The sequence below is a fragment of the Micromonospora sp. NPDC047187 genome (assembly GCF_040643355.1).
Classification (GTDB): Bacteria; Actinomycetota; Actinomycetes; order Mycobacteriales; family Micromonosporaceae; genus Micromonospora; species Micromonospora salmantinae.
This window is the reverse complement of record NZ_JBEYUF010000043.1, coordinates 1-22,113: the sequence shown is the minus strand read 5'-3', so window position 1 is coordinate 22,113 and position 22,113 is coordinate 1. Positions and strand designations below refer to the sequence as shown.

At 67.1% G+C, this 22,113-nt stretch carries 12 protein-coding genes and 1 pseudogene; 3 read left to right on the top strand and 10 right to left on the bottom strand.

Annotated features, from left to right (window positions below):
- The 3 genes from ABZ794_RS33150 to ABZ794_RS33140 are packed head-to-tail and all read right to left on the bottom strand — an operon-like array spanning position 1 to position 1,750.
- On the bottom strand, positions 1–762 hold the full coding sequence (locus ABZ794_RS33150) for a hypothetical protein (protein ID WP_357519348.1): 762 nt from the start codon (positions 760–762) through the stop codon (positions 1–3).
- Between the two features lie 36 nt (positions 763–798).
- Entirely contained in the window at positions 799–1,116 is a 318-nt protein-coding gene (locus tag ABZ794_RS33145; protein ID WP_357519346.1) for a hypothetical protein, read from the bottom strand.
- A complete protein-coding gene (locus tag ABZ794_RS33140; RefSeq protein WP_357519345.1) occupies positions 1,109–1,750 on the bottom strand; it encodes a hypothetical protein in 642 nt (213 codons plus the stop codon). The genes ABZ794_RS33145 and ABZ794_RS33140 overlap by 8 nt, the downstream gene beginning before the upstream one ends.
- 253 nt (positions 1,751–2,003) lie before the next feature.
- On the opposite strand from ABZ794_RS33140, the gene ABZ794_RS33135 reads away from it, so the two are divergent.
- Together ABZ794_RS33135 and ABZ794_RS33130 are read left to right on the top strand one after the other, a co-directional pair.
- Positions 2,004–2,696 carry a hypothetical protein gene (locus ABZ794_RS33135; RefSeq protein ID WP_357519343.1) on the top strand — a complete coding sequence of 231 codons (693 nt, stop codon included), beginning with the start codon at positions 2,004–2,006 and terminating at the stop codon, positions 2,694–2,696.
- Between the two features lie 702 nt (positions 2,697–3,398).
- Entirely contained in the window at positions 3,399–3,578 is a 180-nt protein-coding gene (locus ABZ794_RS33130) for a hypothetical protein (RefSeq protein ID WP_357519341.1), read from the top strand.
- 1,181 nt (positions 3,579–4,759) lie between these two features.
- Here the strand turns inward: ABZ794_RS33130 and ABZ794_RS33125 are convergent.
- The 7 genes from ABZ794_RS33125 to ABZ794_RS33095 form a co-directional block, all read right to left on the bottom strand.
- The gene (locus ABZ794_RS33125) at positions 4,760–5,422 is read right to left on the bottom strand and encodes an HAD family hydrolase (protein WP_210787606.1); all 663 of its coding nucleotides are present in this window, start codon (positions 5,420–5,422) and stop codon (positions 4,760–4,762) included.
- Positions 5,423–5,790: 368 nt separating this feature from the next.
- Positions 5,791–7,170 carry an IS110 family transposase gene (locus ABZ794_RS33120; RefSeq protein WP_357519339.1) on the bottom strand — a complete coding sequence of 460 codons (1,380 nt, stop codon included), beginning with the start codon at positions 7,168–7,170 and terminating at the stop codon, positions 5,791–5,793.
- A gap of 623 nt (positions 7,171–7,793) precedes the next feature.
- The gene (locus ABZ794_RS33115) at positions 7,794–8,180 is read right to left on the bottom strand and encodes a hypothetical protein (RefSeq protein WP_357519337.1); all 387 of its coding nucleotides are present in this window, start codon (positions 8,178–8,180) and stop codon (positions 7,794–7,796) included.
- The gene (locus tag ABZ794_RS33110; RefSeq protein ID WP_357519335.1) at positions 8,180–15,019 is read right to left on the bottom strand and encodes an RHS repeat-associated core domain-containing protein; all 6,840 of its coding nucleotides are present in this window, start codon (positions 15,017–15,019) and stop codon (positions 8,180–8,182) included. Before ABZ794_RS33110 ends, ABZ794_RS33115 begins: the two co-directional genes overlap by 1 nt.
- A gap of 80 nt (positions 15,020–15,099) precedes the next feature.
- Positions 15,100–18,831: a LamG domain-containing protein gene (locus tag ABZ794_RS33105; RefSeq protein WP_357519333.1), complete on the bottom strand. Its 3,732-nt coding sequence runs from the start codon at positions 18,829–18,831 to the stop codon at positions 15,100–15,102.
- 816 nt (positions 18,832–19,647) lie between these two features.
- Positions 19,648–20,517 carry an NAD(P)H-binding protein gene (locus ABZ794_RS33100; protein ID WP_210784804.1) on the bottom strand — a complete coding sequence of 290 codons (870 nt, stop codon included), beginning with the start codon at positions 20,515–20,517 and terminating at the stop codon, positions 19,648–19,650.
- Positions 20,518–20,711: 194 nt separating this feature from the next.
- The gene (locus ABZ794_RS33095) at positions 20,712–20,969 is read right to left on the bottom strand and encodes a hypothetical protein (RefSeq protein ID WP_357519331.1); all 258 of its coding nucleotides are present in this window, start codon (positions 20,967–20,969) and stop codon (positions 20,712–20,714) included.
- A gap of 597 nt (positions 20,970–21,566) precedes the next feature.
- Between ABZ794_RS33095 and ABZ794_RS33090 the strand changes: the two are divergent.
- Positions 21,567–21,706 (top strand): annotated as a pseudogene (locus ABZ794_RS33090) (IS481 family transposase); the annotation flags it as partial.
- Between the last annotated feature and the right edge of the window lie 407 nt (positions 21,707–22,113).

Genomic DNA, 22,113 nt, shown 5'->3' with positions numbered 1-22,113 from the left:
TCATCCAGTGACCATCTGCGGCCACTTGCCGCCCGGGAGCTTCGAGCGATCGGTGATCTGTCCCGCGACGTCGCGCATCATTCCTGCGGCGTCAAACTGACGCTGCGCGACCGTGAGCAAGTGGTTGAATGTTCCCTCCACAATGTCGCCAACCGATTCCGCCAGCAGATCCATCGCCCAGGGTATGGTGACCACGCCTGCCACGTCCGCCACCCCCTGAGCGATTCTGCCCAGCACATCCGTGACGACTTGCGCAAGCCCGATGGCGTAGTCGACGTTGGCTGTGACGACATCGAACAGCCACTTGCTGATGAACTCGGCCCTGGTCGTCAGTTCGTCCACGGCTGCCCGCTGGATCGCTGCCCCGGCGTTGTAGGCGTTCGCCGCATCCCCCATCCACTTGGCGAAGTTCCTGTTGTCCGGTTGGACGGTCGCGACCGAAAGATCCGAAATCGGCCGCTTCACTTCGGCAAGCCAGCCGAAGCTGGCCTGTATCAGGGACAGCACCGGGACTTGATGCTCCAAGGCGTACTCCACCTTGCCGATGAGCTGCTCAAGGGCAGCCCGGAGGGTTCCCAGATCCCGCTTGACTATGAAGATCGCCGCTGGTCCGAGCAGCCAGGCCGACTGCTTCACCTCCCCGACAAGCTCGTTGAATTTCGCGATCAGAAGCTCAACTGCGGGCTCGATCACCTCGAACGCACCGATGAACATACCGCGCTGCACAAGAATCGATTGCTCTAGTTCTTCCGTAGGTGTCACTAGTGGTGCCCTCCCCCGACGATCTACGACCCAGGCCTATGCCCGATAGATGGCGTTCAAGTCGAGGTCGACGACGGCATCCGCCCGGTCATATGCATTGGCCACCCTGTCAAGCGCCCCAGCAATCTGCTCGAACTCCACGACCGCTCCGGAAATCACATCCAGCATGAACGAGTGAAAGCTGTCGTATGACGTGGAGTGGATGGCCATGTTGGCGTCGCCGATGAAGAAAGCCGTCGGAGCAAGCTCAAGCTGACTCGCCGCCCGCTGCACGTCCGCCATCCGGTCCGACAGCCTGCGCCATCTGACCCCCTCGTCTCGGAGAGCCTCGGTGAGGACCTCGATATCAGGCATGACCACCCTCCGTCCCTGCATCAGCGCGCAGCCCGGCTTGCTCGAATGCGCCAAGAGCATCGGTGCGCATTCGGTCCGCATCCGCCCTGGCGATCCGTGCGACCTCACCGGTGATACCGATAAGCCCGTTTCCCAGGAGTCGCAACGTCACGTAGCCGTGCGGACCTGACACCGCACGTTCCTCCCGGTCCGCGGAGCTTTCCCGCTCGCTCAGTCGACGGAACTCAGCTCCGATGGCGTCGAGTCGCGCCCACCGGACTCGACGCCACTCGTCATCACCAAGCTCGGGCTCCGGCAGGGTCAAGAAAGTTGGTGACCTGTCAGCCGAACCAGGCATCCTGCGCGCCGCAGCCAGCGCAGCGGCCTCAACCGACTTCCGCACGGCGTCGGTGTAAGCCTCAAACAGCGCCAACGCAAATTCGCTGACTGCGAGGCGCTCACGCCAACGACGGCTGATGTCGAGGCTCGTGACCCGCCCGCGGGCGTCGACGACGATCCACACGGAGTCGGACTGGTCCGCGCCCTGATGCTGAGAATCTTCGTGGGGCCCATCGCCTGGCTGGTGGGGCAGCTGTTGGACACGCCCCCGCAGATCCTCCAGATCCCCCAGAAAATCCAGGCTCACCAGCGTCAACCGATCCCCAGAGCTCGTGCGTTTCCGCATCGCGCCCCCCAACGTGTCAGGCAGATGTTCCCCGCTGCTGCTGGCTTGTGTGAAGACAGGACCACCGTACGTGAACCATGAAACCGTTGGGGGGCAAGCCCCTCCCCGAGACCGCAATCCGACGCTGAGGTCACCTCGGTTCCATTAAGGACCACACGCCGCTGTTCGGCTCGTTCGGCTGGCACCCTTGGCCTGATGACCTCTGGAGGACACAATGCCTCCCGTGAACAGGCAGAACCTAACGACGGAAAAGGTACACACGTGGCCTCGCGCCTTGGCCGTGGCCGCGCTCCTAACCTCCACTTTTACCGCCGGCTGGTCGCACCTCGCGCTGGGCAACGTTTCAGGCGTTTGGGTGGGTTGGCTTCCGGCCGTTATCACAGCGATCCCCCTGTTCACTGTGCGTCGTAAACCGTTCGAATACGCCTGCCTGGCAGCTGGAGTCCTGGTGCTTTGCCTGGCGGTCGTGGGCGCATCCCTCGTGATGCTCGTCCCGGCCGCCCTGATTTTCTTGGCTGCGGTTGCGGATCCGGGGCGGGCGCCGCGGCGGGCACGTGCGTCGGTGCTCGTCGGCGTGTTGCTGGCAATCGTTGCAGGCGTGGCGCTGGCCGGGCGAATCTACCCGGCGCTGACGTCCCCGCCGGTTGGGTTCATTGTCCACACCAGTTCCGAGTTCACGGTGACCGAGCCGACGTTCGAACGCGTCGTCCAACCTGCCGCTACCGGCTATGGCGTGGAAGGTGGCGTACGCGTCGACGCGGCGGACGACGATGAAGGCCCCACCATCACCATCCAATTCCGCTCCAACCTTCCCGCAGACGGGCAGGAGCGGCTCCGGCGACACCTGGCGGAGGTGCCAGGTGTGACGAAGGTCTGCTTGTGGTACCGAGACAACCACCTACGCTCCCGGTGCTAGCTGCGGCCAACGCACACGCTTGTGACTCGCACTGGGCCCGGGTTGTTTGGGACTCCGCAAACGCCATCGGGCTCAGGAGCAACAACGACGTAGCCGACCAACGTCACGTCGCTGATCTCCTCGTCGGGCAGTCGCCAGACCGTCCAGCCTCCCCGGACGGAGACAAGGTGAAGCGCCCGGACGAGTCTCAATGGTGGTCGTCAAGGCTCGATGTGGCAACAGAGAGATTATGAGATCAAGACGGGCGATCCGGGCGGTCTGCGCAAGGAGGCCCTACCAGCGAAAACACCTCTCGGCATCTCTCACCTCTCCCCCACGGCCCGTCGACCTCTTGCGGACTGGATGCGGATAGCTCGCTGCCAAGAGGTGGGTCGGCCGCTGCCGCTGCATTGCAAAGATCATGCGGCATGTCGGCGGGCGTCGACTGCTGCTGCTGACCTGCTCGGCCTGTCGGCTACCGCCGCTTCTCGCTCCCTTCGGTCGGCCGGCTTGGCTGTACGGATGGCTGTACAGCCGTCGTCCCCGCTTCTCATACTCGACCGGTGACTGCTGCGGATCTTCCAGCCCGGTTCAGGCCCGTCATCGAGCAGGTGGTCGAACGGATTGCCGCCGGCGATTTCGCCGGCCTAGCGCGGGACTACTCGCGGTCGGGCCAAGACCTGGGCCTTTGGGCCCCGCGAGCACTCCGCGACGTTCATCCCAATGCCGCCTGAGGCGTGGCACCACGTCGACGCCTACTTCCTTGCTGACCACGGCGTTTGGAAGGTCGACGTCGACCTGTGGTCTCAGGAGGAAGGGCGGAGCGACATGACCTTGCAGGTGAAGGTCTGGGAAGAGACCGACGCGATCAAGCTGGCCATTGATGACCTGCACACTCTCTAGTAACGGCCACCCTCACCGCACCGCCAGTTAGGAAGGACGAAGATCATGGCCGACAAGGACCTGGTGGGCCAGATCAATGCGCGAAGTGCTTGACCGTTCGTGCCCCCTGGTGACCGGCGGGGGTACCGGCTACTGGCACGTTGATGGCACGGCGCATCGGATGAATCCCGCCTGCCGGTACGGTGACGCTTCACGGATCGCGCCCTTACCGTCGTAGGCCTCGCCGTTCAGGGGGTAACGCGCATGCGAAGGACTAGCCGCATGGTGTGGTGGCCGCTCAGCATCTGCCTGATGGTGACGCCGGCTGCCTGTACGTCCTCAAAAGGGTCCAGCCAGGGTGAGGCCCGATCACCGGCACCAACTGCATCTCTGAGGGCTGACCCCAGCGCGTCCCCGTCAACCGACGGGAGCGCTAGGCAGGAGTCATGCACTGTATCGGGCTTTCCGCTACAGGAACCGCCGACAGATTATCGGCTCGTGGGAGAGGACGTCGCGGTACCTGACCGGACGGTGCTTCAAGCAGAGGAATCGGGGGAAGCGGATCCGGCAGCCCGGCTGTTCGCCAAATGGGGGTTGGTCGTACGCGGCGGCGCAGTGGTTGATCTTCGGGTGGCACCTGGCTGGGAGGACAGGGCACGTCTCGGATGGGGCTCTTCAGTGGTGCCAGCCGTGAGCGCCCATGTGCGTGCCTGCACACCTGTCGATGACCAACCTCAGTGGCTGGCCTTTGTCGGCGGCACGTGGGTTGCGCGGGCAACCTGCCTACCGCTGACAATTCGGTCGCGGGGGCAGACGGCACAAGTGCAGCTGGGTATCGGTGTCCCATGCGACGGGACTGACACGCCGAGTTCCTAGTACTCCAACTGTGGACTATCGGGGAAAGTACTGATGGCCGCCCCTAATCGCACGTAAATCGCACGGCGGGCCTCAGAGCCATCTCCGCCGTGAGTCCCACGCACCGTGGAGTGGGCCAGGGGCCAGGGTGCCAAGGTGGAGCGCCCTACCGGACGAGTCTCAATGACAGTTGTCAAGCGCGGGCGCCGGCGGCCGGGGGCGGCCTGGGGATTAGAAGAAGATCGCGGAGGGCTGGTCGAGTGACTGCGCACCTGGTCAGCCCGTCCCTCGTTGTCGGATGGCGTCGGCGTCAGCAGGTGGCCTTGGCTGTACGGATGGCTGTACAGCTATAGGCCGGAGTCCTCGCCTCGCAGCACTTGGACAGCGGCCACGACGTCCGTGACGGTGCGGTCGGGCGGGGTGAGTTCCGTTGGCCAGTCCTTCCCTCGGCTGACCCACAGGGTGGCAAGCCCTGCCGCGCGGCCACCCTCGACATCAAGCACAGGGCTGTCACCGATCGCCCAGCCCCCGCCCCGCAGATCGAGGCCGCACCCACGGGCCGCTGCCTCGAAGATCTCGCGTGCTGGCTTCCGGATGCCCAACTCCCCGGACACTGCCCAGGCATCGACGCACTGGTCCAGCCCGGTACGCCTGATTTTCCCTAGCTGGTTGTCGGCCTGGCCGTTGGTCACGATCGCGACCGTCCAGCCCTCGTGGCGCAGTAGTCTCAGCGACGCCCGCACTTCTTGAGGACAGCTCACCAGCTCCGGCATCCGATGTCGGTACTGCCTCCATGCTTCATCCACCGAGGCTGCCAGGCCGAAACGCTCGGTCACCTCGCCGAAGAACCAGTCGCGGGGCACGGCGCCGTCCTGATCCGTAGCGATCAGCCAGGCCAACGCGTCGTCCGGCAGTTCGCGATCGGCGCAGAACTCGACCGCCCAACGTCGGAATGCCTCCGAACGGTCCACGAGCGTGTTGTCGAGATCGAAGAGCGCCAACCGCTGCATGGTCAACAACCGTACCGGGCGGGTAAAGCGGATCTCCTCGTCGGGCAGTCGTCAGACCGTCCAGGTCTCGGTAGTTGGTGATCGTGATCGTCACGGTCGGATTGTGCCGGGCTGTCGGCGGCTCACGCGCCCCTGCGGTAGGGGTCTCCTCGGTCGGGCAGGCTCGTCCCTGCCCGAGGTTCCCGGTCGGGTCAAGGCTCGCCGGAGGCGACCGCGTAGCGGCTTGGCCTTGACCCGACCGGGGTTCTCGGGCAGCCCTGTGGGTGCCCGGCCGAGGAGAGCCCGGTTGGTGGTCTCCGAGGGAGGGTCGGGGTGCGGGGCAGCGCCCCGCCGGCCAGGTCCGGCAGGTCGGACGTTTCATCGGTGAGTTAGACGGGCGCTGGTGGCGGTGGTTGGAGTTGGAAGCAGCGATTGTCGCGCAGCAGCGCCCACAGCACGTCGACGCGGCGACGGGAGAGGGCGATCAACGCCTGCTGGTGCTTGCGCCCCTCAGCGCGTTTGCGCTGGTAGTAGTCCCGGTTCGGGCCGTTCATCCGCAGCGTGCTCAGCGAGGACATGTAGAACACGTGGCGCAGCCGCCGGTTGTAACGCTGCGGCCGGCGTAGTTTGGCGACCCGCTTGCCAGAGTCACGGGCCACCGGCGCCAGGCCCGCGTAGGCGGCCAGGTGATCAGGGCTGGCGAAGGTCGACAGGTCCCCGACCGCGACGATGAACTCCGCCGCCGCCAACGCCCCCATGCCGGGCAGGCTGCGAATGATGCCGGCCTGCGGGTGAGTGCCAAACGCCTGTTCAATGGCCTTGTCGGTGTTCTTCATGCGCTGGTGCAGGTGCAGCAGATGACTGGCCAGCTCACCGGCGAGCGCAGCAGCGGTTTCCTGTCCCGGCAGGGTGAGATCCTGCTCAGCCGCGGCGGCCAACGCCTGATCGGCGACCCTAACGGCGTTCACCGCCCGATGCCGGCGCAGATAAGCGATGAGCTGGTCGCGACCAGCGGCGCGGATCTGCTCGGGCGTCTGATAGGCGCTGATCAGAATCAGCGTCGCGACGTTGGTGAAGGTCAACGCGCGTTCCAACACCGGGGAGATTCCGAGCATCAGGCGACGCAGCCGATTCACGGTGCGGACCCAGTCTTCGACCAGGTCGGCGCGGTGCGCCACCAACAGCGCCAGCTTGGCGATCAGCTCCGTCGGTGTCTCCACCGGGAGAAAGTCATGCCGCATCCGAGCGGTGTTCGCGATGACTACCGCGTCACGGGCGTCGGTCTTGGCCTCGCCGGCGAACCCGGCAGCCATCGTCTTGACCGTGCGGCCTGGGATATACACCGTCTGCTGCCCGGCCAGCGCCAACATCGCCCGCAGCAGCGCGGTCTCGCAGCCGACCAGGTCGACCGCCCACACCACCTCGTCATCCGCGCCGACCCGCCCGATCAAGTCCGCGATCGCCTGCTGATCGTTGGCCACCCGCGTCGACCACAGCACCCGCCCGGCCACGTCCACCGCCGCTGCGTGATGAGCCTGCTTGCCCGCGTCCACGCCTATCCATACCTGCACCAAGCCGTCCTCCCGAAGCACCCAGATCCAGGTCACCTCGGACGACCCCGCCGGCAGTTCCTTAGCAAGCGACGACTCGCAGATCTCAATCAGCGGCCAAGGGCGCCCTGGGCTGGCTGGGCGGCCGCTCGTCCATAGCCACCTGACGGCAAACGACCTTGAGCCACACCCAACCAACCCGGCGGCCCGGAACACCATCCAGACGCAAGAACCCTAAGGAACGACCTTGGCCCCGTCCGGGGAAGCTGGTAGCCCTTGTGGTGCCCGGTGAGGTGATCCGCTCCCGGCTGATCTTCGAGGAGGGTTGTGGTTCTGGGCGCTCATCGATGCGCACCCGCACCCTCGGAGTAATAATACTGTTTGGGTCATTCATGCGTCGTTGAAGCTCTGCAATTCTGTGATGACCGTTCACAATTGTGCCATCCCTCGTGACCAGCACGCACCACCATCCGCTAGATTATTGAACGACCTCAAGGGATCTTCGTCGGTTAGCTCCCGGCGGGGCTATCAGCCTTGTTGGGATCGATCCCGTGGTTCGGCTTTAGAGCACCCAACTCGCTCGCCGCGCGAGTCCCGCACCCTATGTTGTGCACCAGCACTGGCGTGTTGCGGCGAGCACATAGCATGTGTGGGATCTTCTGCGTTATGCGGTGTGACCTACATATTCATGGCCCTTCACCTGGCCTTTCACACGTGGAATCAACTCGCCTCAAAAGTTATTATCGATGTTTACGGCGACGGTAACGGCAATCTGGGGAGGGGCCATCCCGAGCTGTTAGCGTGCCCGCCTCGGACCGACAGAACAACCGCCGACACATGCACTACCCCAAACGAGAAATCCTGGTTGCGGTTTCCACAGAATTCGCATCCGACTGATCAGAAAGTATGCGCCAGTAAGTACTATCCCTTACCTCGATCACCAGCACGCACCTACCATCCTCGCCGAATGCCACCAGGCTGACATCGATGGGCTGATCGACATCGTCCGCGAAGCGGCGCAGGTTCTCCCAGGAGCAACTAATCCCATCCACGGAAGCACGAATATTCTCCTCCAGCTCGAGTACATTGAGATTCGACTCCAGCTTGGAGGTCCCCTCGAAGTTATGAAGACGCCATGACCATCCCCGCGGCCGAACCTCGCGCAGGACATCGGCCAGTGAAACCATTTCGCCACTCACCCGAAAGGCTGGTATACGAAACTCGATCATTAACAACCACCATTCAGCGGAATAGCCCCTCCCCGTTTGCCGGTAACAGGGTCGTAGACGTGCTGATGCGGGTTTGGGTGACGTGACGGGTCACTGTGGTCGGACCAATGGATCTGCCGCACAAGCCTGCCGTTCTCGTCAAACTCCTGAGCCGCATTGTACTCGCTTGGCTTTCCCCGATTTTCGCGGTACAGCTGGGTATGAGGTGCATCAACGTCCGGCTTCGGCTGCCCGTGAGCCCCTTTCGGCTTATCCCTATCCGGGAAAGGACTTATGTCGGCATTGTGTACGAGCACCGGAGTGTTGCCGGCGAGTACGTAGTACGTGTGGATGTCAGAAACAGTGAGGTTGTACATGTACCGAGCACCGGCATAGTTGGCCAGGCTCGCAATTCGGACCTCGCCGCCAGCGATTGAGCGCAGCCTCTCTCGTGGCACGAGCTCTGCTGCATTGACCCAGTCGCCACGGGACACGGACCAGATCGGGTGCTCCCATGTGGTCTCGACATCAGCCATCGCACCATTGGGCAGCAGCACGACGAGCGTCGTGAGCTGCGAGTCGCGATTCAGGTGCAGGCGAGTCACCAGTTTGGCTGCAGTCACACCAGTGTGGGGGTCAGTCGCCTGCACCAGGTCACCGACCTGAACTTTTCCAATTTCCTTTGTCGTACCATCCGCCATGAGTACCGGCGTGTCCCGACTAAAGCTGTTGACTACTTTGCATGCCTCGACCACGTCATCGGCTGCCTTCGAGGCACCAGAAAGAAGATCGGCACCTTCGCCGACAAGTTTTGCGGCCTTGCCCACCGGAATTGCTCCGGCGAGATCGAGAACCAGCCCGACGTAGTCGCCGTTGTCAAGTTTTTCCTTGGCGAGAGCAAGGGAGTACGGAATCCCGATGCCAGGAATCCAGCTCATCCACTCGTAGAACTTGAGCTTCGATTCCTTGGCCCGGGCGTCCCGCATAGCGCACTCGCCCTCGACCTCACACATGAAGGCGGCAAGCGACTCCTGGAGTTCAGCCGGAGTGAAGTCGGAAATGTGACACCTGTAATAGCGGTAGCCGCCGAAGCCGCCGTACGTGTCGCAGTCACCGATGTAGCGAACCGTGAAATTGATATAGGCTTTTCGCCGCTTCTTGACTTCCTCGTCACGATCCGGTTGGCCGGCTTTCGAGCCACCGCCACCGCCACCGCCGCCACCACCACCGGAACCCGAGCCTCCGTCGTTCCGCTTTACGTCGTCCGGACTTGCCCGACCGGCCCAGACGTCATCCTGGATCAGCCCGGTCGGGTCGCTGAACGTGATCGGCGAGTTGCCGGCGTACGCGTAGCCGTGCCACTGCTGCGGTTGGCTCTGGTCCATCAACGGGTCGACCGACACGAACCTGCCGAGCGTCGGGTCGTACTCCCGTGCCCCGATGTGGGTCAGCCCGGTCGAGTCGATGTCGCCACCGACGAAGCCCTTGCCGTTGGGCCAGGCCGCCTGGTCCCCGCGCGGTGCGCCGTACGGGGTCTGGCGGCGGATCGTGACCGCCTGGGTCGCCGCGTTCACGCTGATCTGTTGGGTGCCCTGGTGGTCGCTGAACAGCCACTGCAGTCCACCGCCGCCCGAACGGCTGGCGATCGACTTGCCGGCGAAGGAGTAGTAGCGGGTGGCGGTGTTCTGCGCGGCGCCGAGGTCTCGCCGGATCTCCATTCCGGGCAGGTAGAGGGTGGTGCCGGTGGCGTCCCGTCGGAGGATCCGCTGGCCCTCGGCGTTGTAGACGTGACTGGCCAGGGTGGCGCCGCTTTCGGTGACGCTGGTCAGTCGACCCTCGGCATCCCAGGCCAACGTCTGGTCGGCGGCCACGCCCGGCCGGGTGACGGTCTCGCCGGTGGCGTTGTAGCCGTACGACTTGGTCACCGGCGCCTGTCCGGGTGCCTCGGTCCGGACGGACGTCACCGTGTGTGGCCGTACGGAGTTCGCGCCGCTGGCGGGCACCGTGTACGTGTTCGTGGTGTTGCCCGTCGAGCCGTGGCTGGTCTGGGTCAGCCGGTTGCCGATCCGGTCGAACGTCCAGTCGGTCCAGTAGGGGTCGGGTCCGCCCAGGTTCCCCGCCGACGGATCGGTAGCGCACTCCACGCCGGCGCGGGGTGTCCAGGCCGAGGTCAGGCGGCGCAGCCCGTCGTACCGGAAGCACTGGCTCTCGGCCTGCCCGACCCCCGGCTTGTCGACGAGCTGCAGGATGTTGCCGGCGGCGTCGTAGGAGTAGGTGCGGTCGGAGATGGTGCCGGCCGAGGTCTCCGGCTTGATCGTCGTCTGTCGGATCCGGCGGGTGTCCGTCTCGTAGACGTTGTTGTCCTCGACGTACGTCCCACCGGCGGTTTTCCGGGTCAGGACGGTGGGCTCGCCGTACACGGTGTACTGCTGCCCGACGACGTACGACCCGACCGTCGGCAGGTTCGTGGTCAGCGTCTGCGGCAGTCCGGTCGTACCGTCGTAGCCGGTGCTCACCGTCTCCTCGGCGAGGCCCCCGGCACCGGGGTACGTGATCGAGACTTGTGTTCCGTCGGTAGGGGCGAACCCGTACGAGTAGGTCCACTCCTGTCCCAGTCCGGTCACCGTGCTCGGGATGACGTACTGGTCTCCGACCACCTGGTAACGGGTGTTGAAGTTGATCGCCCGCCAGGTGTACGCGTTGGTCGAGCCGGCCGGCTCGTACCGGGTCGACTGGGTCAGCTGTCCGCGTACGGTGACGCCGGTGAAGAGCTGGTCGTACTTCCACTCGGCCCGCAGCTTGCCCGGTGAGACCGCATCGTCGTACTGGCCGGTCCGGCGGCCCATCGCGTCGTAGGTGTAGACGAGCACCTCACCACGGGCGTCAACGCTCTTCTCCAGGTCGCCGTAGAGGGTGTAGGTGGAGAAGCTGGTGCCCTTGTCCGGGTCGCGGGACTCGATCTGTCGACCCCTGATGTCGTACTTGTAGGTCCACTCGTTGCCGGCCGGGTCGGTGATCTTCGTGAGCTGGTTCTTCCGGTTGTACGTGTACCTGACCGCGTCGTACGCGCCGGAAACACCCGCCGCAGTGGTGTGCTGGCGTACCTCGACGTCGCGGCCCTTGAGGTCGAGGAACTTGGTGGTGGGGACGTCACCGGGGGCCGGGGTGCGGGCGATGCTGTCACCCCGGTAGGACGTACTGGTCCGCCACTTCTCCACCAGGTTCGTCACACCGTCCCCGGCGAGCGAGACCTCCGCGATCGGGCGGCTGGCGTCGTCGTACTCGGTGCGGGCGACCGCCGGTACCGACCACTCGGGCTCCCACCACAGGGTCCCCGAGGCCGTGCCCGGCTCGGCATGCGCCCCGTACGCGGCGGCGGTCCGCCCCCAGCGGTCGTAGATGGTGTCGGTGACGAGACGACCGCCGCCGATCCCGGAGGACTGGGTCTGGCGGGGCCGCAACATCGCGTCGTAGATCTGGTACGTCGTCTGGTAGTTGCCGGCGGAGTTCAGGGTCTCGGTCTTGACCGACGAGTAGTCGGACCGGGTCGGTGAATAGGTGTACACGTAGCGGGCGGACGGCTTCTGCGGGTTGTCCGCCTTCGACCAGCCCACCTTCCAGACCTGGGTCGTCCGTCCCAGGCCGTCCAGGGTCACCTCGGCCACGCGGGAGTTCACGTCGGTGGTCTTCCAGGCCGTCCCCCAGTACGGCGACACCTCCTCGTGACTCGTCCAGTTGAACCCGCTCTTGATGGTCTTGCTGACCCTGGTCACCGGCCCGCCCGCGGCCGGCGTGTACGCGGTCGCGGTGGTCACCGACCGTGCGTCGGTCGTGGTGACCGCCCGCCCGAAAGCGTCGTAGGTAGCCTGGCCCTCCGTCTGGAAAACCGTGCCGGTCGTGGCCGTCCAGTCGCGCAGTTGTTCGGTCCGGGAGATGGAGCCGTAGGTCGGCGCGGTGTCCGCGCTGGCCGCACCGTCATAGCTGTAACGGGCGTCGGCAACGACGTCGTCGGCGCTGACCGGTGCCGTCCCACAGGGCAGGGCATTCGTGGTGACCCGCTTCAACAGCCCGGTCTGGTTCCTGCCCAGGTTGCGGTTGTAGGTCTGGGTGACACACTGCTCGTCACCGACCACGTTGACGTCGCCGTCGTCCTGGGTCCAGTCGAGGGTGCCGTGGGTGTCGTCGAACGCCGACGTGGTGCGGGTGACCCGCCAGCCGGCCGCACCGTCCACGCCGAGCGCGGTCGCGGAATAGGTCAGCCGGGTGTTCGTGAAGCGGGCCGTGACCAGGTCATTGTTGATCGTGCGACTGGCGGTCGGCGGGGACTGCCAGGGCACATTCACGGTTCTGCTGACCGGCTTGTCGAGGTCGCCGTTGTAGACGGTCTCCTCACGCACCGACCCGGCGAACCAGTCCTCGTCGTGAACGGTCTCGTTGCCCAGCGAGGCGCCGACGGTGACCTGTCTGGTGCCGCCCGTGGGACTGGAGCGGTCACCGTGCATCCCGCGCAGATACTTGGTGACGGTCAGGGTCTTCCGGCCCTCGGTGTCGCCGACCCGGGTGGTGACCTCCGAATAGCCCCGGAACTGGTTCCAGGTCTTGTACTTCGGTTTGATCAGACCGTCGTCGTCCGAGTAGTGCCAGGCCGGGTTGCCGCCGTACGAGTAGGTGGTGAACTTCGGCGGTGCCTGGTGTCCACCGGCGAGTTGCACGTCCGACTCGGACACGTGGCGTACCACGTACTTGTGCCACCACTCCGTCAGCAGCGCGTCCTCGGCACCGTTGGGGTCGGGTCCGATGACCGGATAGCAGAGCTTGGTGTTGGTGTGCGCTGCACTCGGAACGTTGTCCTTGTGGCATTCCGGCAGGCTGTAGGTGACCTGGATCTTGGCACCCGTCTCGGCGACGATGTTGGCGATCCGCTGCCAGTTGTTCGTCGTGTTCGAGTCGGTGAGGACCCGGTTCGGCATCGCGGTCGGCTCGAACGTGATCGGCGGCAGGGTGACGGCCGTGCCGACGTGACCGGTGTGCGCGATGGACGAGAGCCACAACCCCGCGTTGGTGCCGTCGCCGGGTGACGGGAACGTGTGGGTGAGGGTCCAGGAGTCGACGTCCTGCCAGGCCGGGGTCGCCTTCGTCGTGTCCCAGACCCGGGTCGTGACCTTCGCGAGTCGTTTCGTGCTCCAGAAGGTCGGGGAGAAGTTGTCGCCGCACTCCGACCCGGTGCACTCCTGGTCCCATGGCACGTCCGGCCAGTTCGTCGCGTTGTGGGTGCCGCAGCTCGACGTGACACACCGGTCGGCCGGGGTGAACAGGACCTGGGCGATCGGGGTGATCGACCGGTCGCTGGCGCCGCGGTCCCAGGTGCCGTAGTCGATCCGGCGGATCATCCCGCCCCGCACGTAGGAGACGTCGGACGCCGCCGTCAGGTTCTGCGCGTACTTGTTGTCCTCCCTGTCGTACCAGTACGACATCGTGTTGCCGCGCGGGTCGACGACGTAGTCGAGGTTCCATCGCCACGCCTGGGTGCAGTCCGAGTCGAGAAATTCGCTGGCGTGGCAGGGCTCGTTGTCGTGGTTGCCGAACACGGGTGCGGTCCAGGTCGAGTTGGTGCCGCTGCTCTGGCCGGGCAGGCTGTTCAACCCGAAGTAGTACTGGACCCCGTCGGTGGTGGTGACCCGCCAGTGCTCGCCGTTGTTGTCGCCGTTCGTGGCGTTCGCCAGCTTCTCGACCTTCGCGCCCTGCTCGCTGCGCGAATGCCAGCCCTTGCCGTTCTGGAACACCAGTTCCGTACCGGTGCCATTCAGGGTCATGGTGGCGTTGTCGGAGCGCCAGCAGAGATCGCCGGTCTTCTTCTCGTTGTTCGCGCCGGGGGTCTTGTCGTCGCTGCACGACACATAGCTGCGCTCGATGTAGCCGGGCCAGTAGTCGAAACCCTCGCCGACGAACGACGGCTGGTTGTTCGTGGCGGCCGACCGTCCGTCGACGCTCGCCGACGAATAGGCCAACGAGACCGTCGGACTGGGACCATTCAGCCCCGGCGGGGTCCGCATCGGGTACGCCCAGGAGAACCCGCCGGTGGAGCCGCCGCCGGTCCAGGTGGCCGACGCTGACAGCGAGGTGGCGGTGAAGTCGCCCGCCGAGCCCTTGGCGTCGGCGGCCAGCGCGACCACGCTGCCGCCGGCCGTCGACACGTCAGCCGAAACGCGACCGGTCACGGTGTCGTTCCGGGAAGGCAGTGGGCTGGCCTGGCAGCCCGCAGCCTCCGGTGTGCTCAGGGCACAGGGCGGTAGCTGCCACAGCCGCAGACGGTCAGCCCAGCTACCTCCGTACGCGTGGCGGAATTCGTTGTAGTCGACGGACAGGTTGGCCTTCGCCGGCCCGGCAGTCCGTTGCGCACCGCTCACCTGCAGGACCACGCCGTCCCGCCAGGTCGGTGCGACCGCGTCGCGACCGACGATCTCGACCGTGAGGTCGGTCGGGTCCCCGCTCGCGGAGCCAGCGGCCCGGTTCACCCAGACCGGAAGCTGACCGACCCGTACGCCTGGTGTGCCCGACGTGTCCGCGCGCCCGGTCCCGAGCGAGGCCGCCGCCCGGCCCGCCTTGGGCCACACCGGCGCCGGGGCGGGCTTGCCCGCCGGGGTCGGTGTGGGCCAGGCGATCCCGCGTACCTCCCCGCCGTGCTTGTCCACCGGGTCGGCCTGCGACCGCAGGCGCTCCGGGGCGGCGAGCGCGCCCGCCGTCGGCGGCGATGCCACCAGCATCGACCCCGCGACCACTGCGGTGACGATGGCGGCGAGCACCTGACGAGGTCGACCCGGTGGCTTGGCACCCGAGCCTCGTTGACGCGGACCGTTCACTGGATCCTCCGAAATAAGGGGTCGACGAGGTCGGATGTGTGGGACGGGAGCCGGTCAACGGTCCAGCGGTTGACCGGCGCTCAGGGCTGGAGCTCTGCCTGTGCCTGGGACTTGTGCAGTTCGGAAACCGCGGTGTCGGTCAGGGCGCCCTGGTAGACCAGCAGGTCGTCCAGGCCGCCCTGGAAGTAGTCGACGAGGCGGGGCTGCTCGCCGGGGCCCGTGAACAACGCCGCCCCCACCGTCAGCGGCCCCGTCGCACGGAACACCCCCGCGCAGGGCACGGACCGCTCCAGGACGCCGTTGACGTACAGCCGGATCTCAGTGGCCTGGGCGTCGTAGACGCCGACCAGGTGGGTCCAGGTGCCGATGTCGTCCTCGGTCAGCAGCCGGTTTCCCTCGGCATGGACGCGCACCGGCGTGACGTCGTCGTCCGCACCGCCCACGGTGAACCGCCAGCGGTGCTCGCTCGCGCCGCTGGCAAGGCGGTACTCCCGCAGGGAGAGGTAGAAGGCCGACTCCTTGGTGCCCCGCTGCCCCGCCGCGGTGAAGGTACGGGGTTCGAACTGGTCCGGGCGTACCCAGACCGAGACGGTGAACGAGTCGTCGGTACGCAGCACCGGGGTGTCCTGCCACTGCGGCGGGCTGCCCTCGGCGGCCAGGTTCCGCTGCGACCAGCCGTACTCCAACGTGGACAGACCGAAGTACGGGTCGGCCGGGTCCTCCACGAAGTGGCGCTTGTCGAGCATCAGGCCGCTGTCGCGGTAGCCGGCGTCGACAGTCGCACCCTGGGTCAGACTCAACCGCCGGCCCCACGTCGCCCCGTCCGGTGCCTCGCAGGTGGACGGGATGCCGACCTGGTAACAGGGCCTGGCGGCGTTCATGTCCCAGCGCCCGACCTCGATCGGGGCGAGGATGCCGGGTTCGTCGAAGCCACCGGAGTACTCGTCGGTGGCGAGTTGGCCGGTGAAGTCGTGGTCGACAAGCACCCGGTTGAACACCTGCACGTCGGCGATGTTGCCGGTCCACCAGTTCGACGGGAGACCCGCGGAGAAGCCTCGACCGACCACGAACTTACCGCTGGTGGGCCAGGGCGCCGCGACGTAGTCGGTCTCGGCCACCCGGACGCCGTTGACGTAGAGCCGCAGCTTGCCGGCGGTCCTGTCGTAGACACCGGCCAGGTGGGTCCAGCGTGCCGCCTCGGCCGCGGTGAACGGGGTCGGGGCGATCGCCACCCGGCTCGCGCTGGTCTGCGCCGAGGTGTCCTTCATGACGAACGACCAGTGCGGGACCTGCGGGGTGCCCTGCCGGCGTACGCCGAACTCGAACCGGGCGGCGTCGGTGGCGTCCTGGGTGAGCACCTTCATGTCGCTGGTCGGCAGGGCGCCCGGCCTGACCCAGGCGGCCACGCTGAACGAGTTGGTGGTGTCGAGCACGGGAGCCGCGGTGGCGGCCTGCGAGGTGGTGCCGTTGAACGCGGCGCTGCCGCCGCCGAGCAGCCGGGCGTCGGCGGCCCAGCTGACGTTCGTCGGGGCCAGCGGGGTGTCACCGGCGACCGCGCCCTGCTGGTCGGCGAGCGCCTGGCCCTGGGTGACACCCGGGTAGGTTTCCAGCCCCCAGCGGGCGATTGCCGGGGCGGGACGGTCGACGACGAACTCGACGCTGCCGTACCCCTCGTTGCGGGTGGCGTCGACGGCCGAGACGTACAGCGTGTTCTGGCCGTACTTCGGGGGTCGCAGCGTCACGGTGGCGCTCTTCGGGGTGCCGGTGGCGGTCACCACCGTGGTCGGGCCGGTCCAGCCGTACTTGAACGACGTGGCGTCGGTGGCGGTCGACTCGATCCGGAAGGTGACCGGTTCACCAGGCCCGCCCGGCGAGCCCTGGAGCGTGACCGTGACCGGGGGAACTGTGGTGTCGGCGGTGAACTGGCACCACGGCGACCAGCCGCTCCACCGCGAGTACGGTGCCGGGTCGACGGCGGTGACCCGGTACGCGTACGTCTTGCCGGTGACGACGGCCACGGCGGCGGTGGTGGCCCGGCCGTTCGCGGGTGCGGACGCGGTCGGCGGCCGGGTCAGCCGGGTCGGGTACGCGTCGGTGACGGTGCCGATGCCGGCAGCCGGCACCTCGATCCACTCGTAGGTGCCGGTCAGGCTCTGGGTGGTGTCGGCGTCCGGGTAGACGGCGGAGAACTTCGGGGCCAGCGTGCCGATCGGCAGTACGCCGTCGGGCAGGCAGGCGACACCGGCGACCTGGAGACCGTTCGGCTTGCCCGGAATGGAGTCGTAGTCGACGATCAGCTTGGCGTCGTTCGGGAAGAACTTCTTCCACCGGCCCTGGGTGGACTCGCCGTCACCGCCGCTGTCCCGGGCGGCGAAGCCGACAGTGATCGCGGTGCCGCCCGCGCTGGCGACGGCCTGGACCTTCGAGGTCACCACGCCGGACTCGAAGTTCATGATCATGTCGGGTTGGATGACACCACAGCCACCCGCCTCGTTCGCGTGCCCCGGCGCACCGTCCATGATCGCGTTGAGCTTCATCTTCGACCAGGTCGCCTGCATGGCGTGGTCGATCGCCGGCACGTGGTACATGTAGGCCCAACTGTCGTCACACGACCATGAGTGGTCCAGCTTCATCTGCACGTACGCGCTCTCGATGTGCTTCCCCTTCATGGCGGTAAGGGGGAACTGGAAGAACGACCGGTAGAGCTGCCCCTGGCAGGGCCCTTCCGGGCTCAGCCCGACCCGGGCCACGCTGACGTCGGAGTTGGAGCAGCCGTTGTTGGTCGCGTACGCCCAGCGGTTCTGCTTCACCGACCAGGCCGGGTCGATGAAGACCGGGAAGTCGCCCTCGTCTGCGCCGAGCATGGCCGGGTCCGGGGTCAACAGCAGGTCACCAGTGGCGTCGACAGCGGTTTCCACCCGTACGGTCCGCGCGGTCGCCGCCGGTCCGTCGACCGAGGAGCGCTCGGCGGGCGCCGACGCCACACCGGCCCGGCCGGCGATCGTCGTCTGACCCGCGGAGTTCCACATCGTCGCCGGTGTGGCCGTGGCGAAAGCCGTGGCGCCGACGTCGGCCCGCAACGATCCGTCCGGCAACCGGACCGCCCGCGCGTCGCCGCCCAGGTCGAATCGGATCTGACGCAGCGCCGGGTTGGCCGCCGCCGTGGCCGTCTTCACCACCAGCACGTGGGTGAAGCCGGTCCGGGTCGCCTGGACCGCGAGGTCGACGCCGGGCAACACCTCGGGGTACGTCGCGGTGTCGCCGGTGAGCACCGGCGCCGGCAGCGCGGCCGGCCAGGCCACCGTGAGGGTCTTCCCATCCCTGGTCAGGGTTGCCAGCGGAGCCGACCCGCCGCCGGAGAACGCCACCTCCGCCGCCGACGCCGCCGGCCGTACCCGTCCGTCCGAGCCCCGGGCCAGGTCAAGGTCGACGTCCACCCAGGTGCCGTCCGCGCGGCGGGTCCACTGCGGAACCACCCCCGACTCGAACCTGAGCCGACCGTCCGGTTGCGCGGTGACCTGCGCGTACTCGGAGCGGGACGAACCGACCACCACCGGCCCGGCACAGTCCTTCGCCACGGCCAGTGCCTGCGCCGGGGAGGCGGCCTCCGCCACGCAGGGGGCAGCGGCGGGTGCCGCGGCGGCCGGCCGTTCGGCCAGCACCGGCAACCCCGCCACCGGCATCAGCAGCGCGGTGGCGGCCGCGAGCCAGCGCAGCCGTGCCAATCCGGGCCACCCGTTGGAGCGGCTGCGGCTGGGCAGCCCGCTCGCCTCCGCTGGGCCGGCGGCGGCATGACCAACATCGACAGACATGGCAGCTCCAACCGACCAGGCCAGGCCTGGTCGTCGCTAGGGAGGATCGGGATCTCGTGAGGTGCGCGATGGTCGCGGGGAGCGGCCCGGCAACTGAGCCGCCGTCGGGACCGACGGAACTGGGGCTAGCGCGCGGGTCGGTGGTGACCGCTCGGCGAGCGCGCGTCAGCTTCCGACGCGGATCGGCGGCGTGCAGGGCGTTGACACGTACGGGATCAGCTCGGGCACAACCCGGAGCGCCGTACGCGGAGACGGACGTTCGGCCGGCGCAGTGGGCGTCAGCGGCCTGGATCGTCCGATAGGCAGTGGTCTCCGGTGGACAGTGGCCCGAGAGACATCCGTTGGATACATCATTCACCCCCGTGAATTGATGTGGCCAACGGTATGGGACGTAGGCAAGAGGGGTCAATCCCGATGGCGTGACGAGGAGTGACGGAGGTACGACAGCTCGCCCGAGCGGCGGACGGCCGGCACGCCGGGTGGGGTCAGGTTCGCCAGGCGAGCGTGCCGCGTGGCGTACCCAACGCCACCCCTGCCACCTCACCGGTCCGGACGCCTGCCTCAGCAGGGTCGACGTCCGCCCCTTCCCATAAGCGACGATTACAGCGAAAGGGTGGGCACCCAACCCGTTCTGGCCGCTCATCCTCGGCAAACGAGATCGAGCGACGTTGCCCCGCCGGCGCGCAGGCGGTCCAGCTCAGAGGCCAGCGGCGGAGAACACCCATACCCCTCCGCAACGGCACCAGATCGACAGCTACGCCTCAGCTCGGATCCGATCTTGCCTGAGCCGTTGCTGAGCGGCGACCAGGTTTCCGATCACAGCTGGGTGCGCAGGACGTCGTATGCCCAGGCGGCGAGGGTGGTGGGTGTCGTGGTTCGTATGGTGCGCGGTTGTTCGGGGACGAAATCGTCGCGCAAACCGCTGGACATGCCGATCACGGCGTCGGTGAGCCCTGCCGTCATCCCGCTGGCACGCAGGTTCTCGCGCATGGTTTCGTCGGAGATTCGCTCGACGGTGCACGGTTGCCCGGTGGCCGCGCTGACGATCTCGGCCGCTTGTGCCCAGGTGAGGTCCGTAGGTCCGTGTACGGCTTGCACGACGCGGCCGGACCATGCCGGCGACAGCAGTCGGGTGACAGCGACCTCGGCGATGTCGCGTGGAGCTACCCACGCCATTGGCTGATCGACGGGCAGGATGATCGGGATTCGTCCACCGCGGATCGCGTCGAGCTGAAGCAGGAGGTTTGTGAAGAAGAATCCGCAGCGTAGGTGTGCGACGGTGGTGCCGGTGGCGTCCAGGGCGACCTCGGTCGCGGCGAGGCCGTCTATCTCTCCGGCCCCGTGCCGGCGCTCGGCACCGACGCTGCTCTGGAACACGGTCCGGCGGAGCTGGTTCTCGGTGACCGCGCGAACCACGGCGGTGGTGGCCCGGGCATAGTCGCCGAGCGGGTCCTCGCTGTCTGTGGTCGGGTCGACCCAGTAGAGGGCGTCCGCGCCCCGAGTCGCGGCGACCACGCCGTCCGCGTCGTACAGGTCGACTGCCGCCACGTCGGCTTCGGCTCGCACTGACGGCGGCAGCCGGTCCGGGTGGCGGGCGAGCACCAGCGGCCGCACGCCGGCTCGGATCAGCATGGCAACCACGTGGCGTCCGACGTTGCCGTTCGGAGTGGTGACGGCGATCTGCACAGGGCCCTCCTCAGCGTCGGTAGCCGCTGACCACGCTACAGAGGTTGAACGGTTGAGGCTTGATTGATCATGGCGGTTCCGGGTCGAGCGTCATTCCGGTCTGGGCGAGGTGCCGGCGACCGCGCCAGGCACCGCACCGGCTCGCGCGGGTGGTGGCTTGGCCGCGCGAGTCCGGCGGGCACTGGGCTACGCGGTCAGGCGTCGCCGATCGACGACAGTGGGATGCCGAACACCGTGCGCTGCCCGTCGTACTCGGTGAGTGTCCACATCCGCTTGCCCTGCGGCTGGTAGGTCAGGTCCTCGGGTCCTCCCGCCGCGACGCTGGTGTACTGCCGCGAGGTGCCCACGGTAGCGCGGTGGATCCAGACGGGCTTGCGATCGAACTCGCTGCTGGTCAGCACGAACTCGTCTCCGTGTGTGATCGCGCCGTTGACGTTCGCCCGTGACGTCACGTACACCGCATCGGAGCTGACCAGGCCATCGGACGCCGCGAGTTTGCCCTTACCGTCGAGGTTCCACCGGACGATCCGCGCGTCGGCGGGTTTCGGCGAGTGGACCCCCTCGCGGTCCTCCGGACGGCCGGAACGGGAAGGACGGATCGGCTCGCGGGCCGGTGAGCCCCACGGATTCGGCCGCCGCCGGCGACAACTTGCCAATCAGTTCACCGTCTCCTGCTACGACGTTCGATGCGGTACGCGATCGTCGCGACGAGGAGGATGGCGATGATCGAAATAATCCATCCTGCTCGGTCCATGGCTCCACCTCCTTCGCAGGCCGTTTCCGGCACGCCTCAGCCCTAACCGTTACCCGAGGCTGACGGCATCATGCATCGGTGGCCGTGGTTCCTCGCTCGGCGACTCGTCGGCCGCGGTCGGACGCGAGAGTGTCGAGCGAGCGGTGACGATTGACCAAGCCCGTCATCTGTAGAACGAAGCCGTCGCCGGGTCCCCTCGGGCGAAGCGCGCCATCCTGGTCGAGGAGCCCTCGGACGAGCTTGTCGTCATGCGGGCCTACCTCGACGCGCACGGCAAGATGCCGATCGCCGACGGCGCTTCTACGGCTCTGAGAACGCCCGCCGAACAGCCCTACCCGCCTGGCTACATCACTACAATCACCACCGACCCACACCGCCACCAGCGGCCGGCCACCCATCACCAGGTTGACCAACGCCCCTGGGCAGTACACCTAGAGCCGCTATCGGTTGCTCGCGTGTGCATCGAGCGGTACGTGCGCTGGCTTCAGGACGTGCGGCGCTTCCAGCCTCGACCGTGTCACCTTCGGCACGGACGTCTCGGCGTCGCTGAAGCGCAGCTACACCGGCCTCATCGATCTCGGCTCGCCGTCCGAGGTGTGCGTCACCGCGACCGAGGCCAACGTCCGGCCGCCTTCCGGTCGCTGATCACCCGTGGCTACGTAGCGTGTGGCGGCACACGGACTGAAGGTGTTGGACGGCGTTTCACTCGAACTCACGACGGCGCCGTGCCGACAATCCCGGGTCAGGATCCGGGGCCCGGCCCCCTGGTGGGTTCGGAAGAGTGCGGCCCCGGCCAGGGACTCACGGACGGGCGCACCGCGGTCCGCCCGCCACAGACCGGA

Bases quoted from the DNA above. Each gene is read 5' to 3' on its own strand.
- ABZ794_RS33130 (WP_357519341.1), top strand. From the start codon at position 3,399: ATGCCGCCTGAGGCGTGGCACCACGTCGACGCCTACTTCCTTGCTGAC.
- ABZ794_RS33125 (WP_210787606.1), bottom strand. From the start codon at position 5,422: ATGCAGCGGTTGGCGCTCTTCGATCTCGACAACACGCTCGTGGACCGT.
- ABZ794_RS33105 (WP_357519333.1), bottom strand. From the start codon at position 18,831: ATGTCTGTCGATGTTGGTCATGCCGCCGCCGGCCCAGCGGAGGCGAGC.
- ABZ794_RS33115 (WP_357519337.1), bottom strand. From the start codon at position 8,180: ATGATCGAGTTTCGTATACCAGCCTTTCGGGTGAGTGGCGAAATGGTT.
- ABZ794_RS33145 (WP_357519346.1), bottom strand. From the start codon at position 1,116: ATGCCTGATATCGAGGTCCTCACCGAGGCTCTCCGAGACGAGGGGGTC.
- ABZ794_RS33120 (WP_357519339.1), bottom strand. From the start codon at position 7,170: ATGGTGTTCCGGGCCGCCGGGTTGGTTGGGTGTGGCTCAAGGTCGTTT.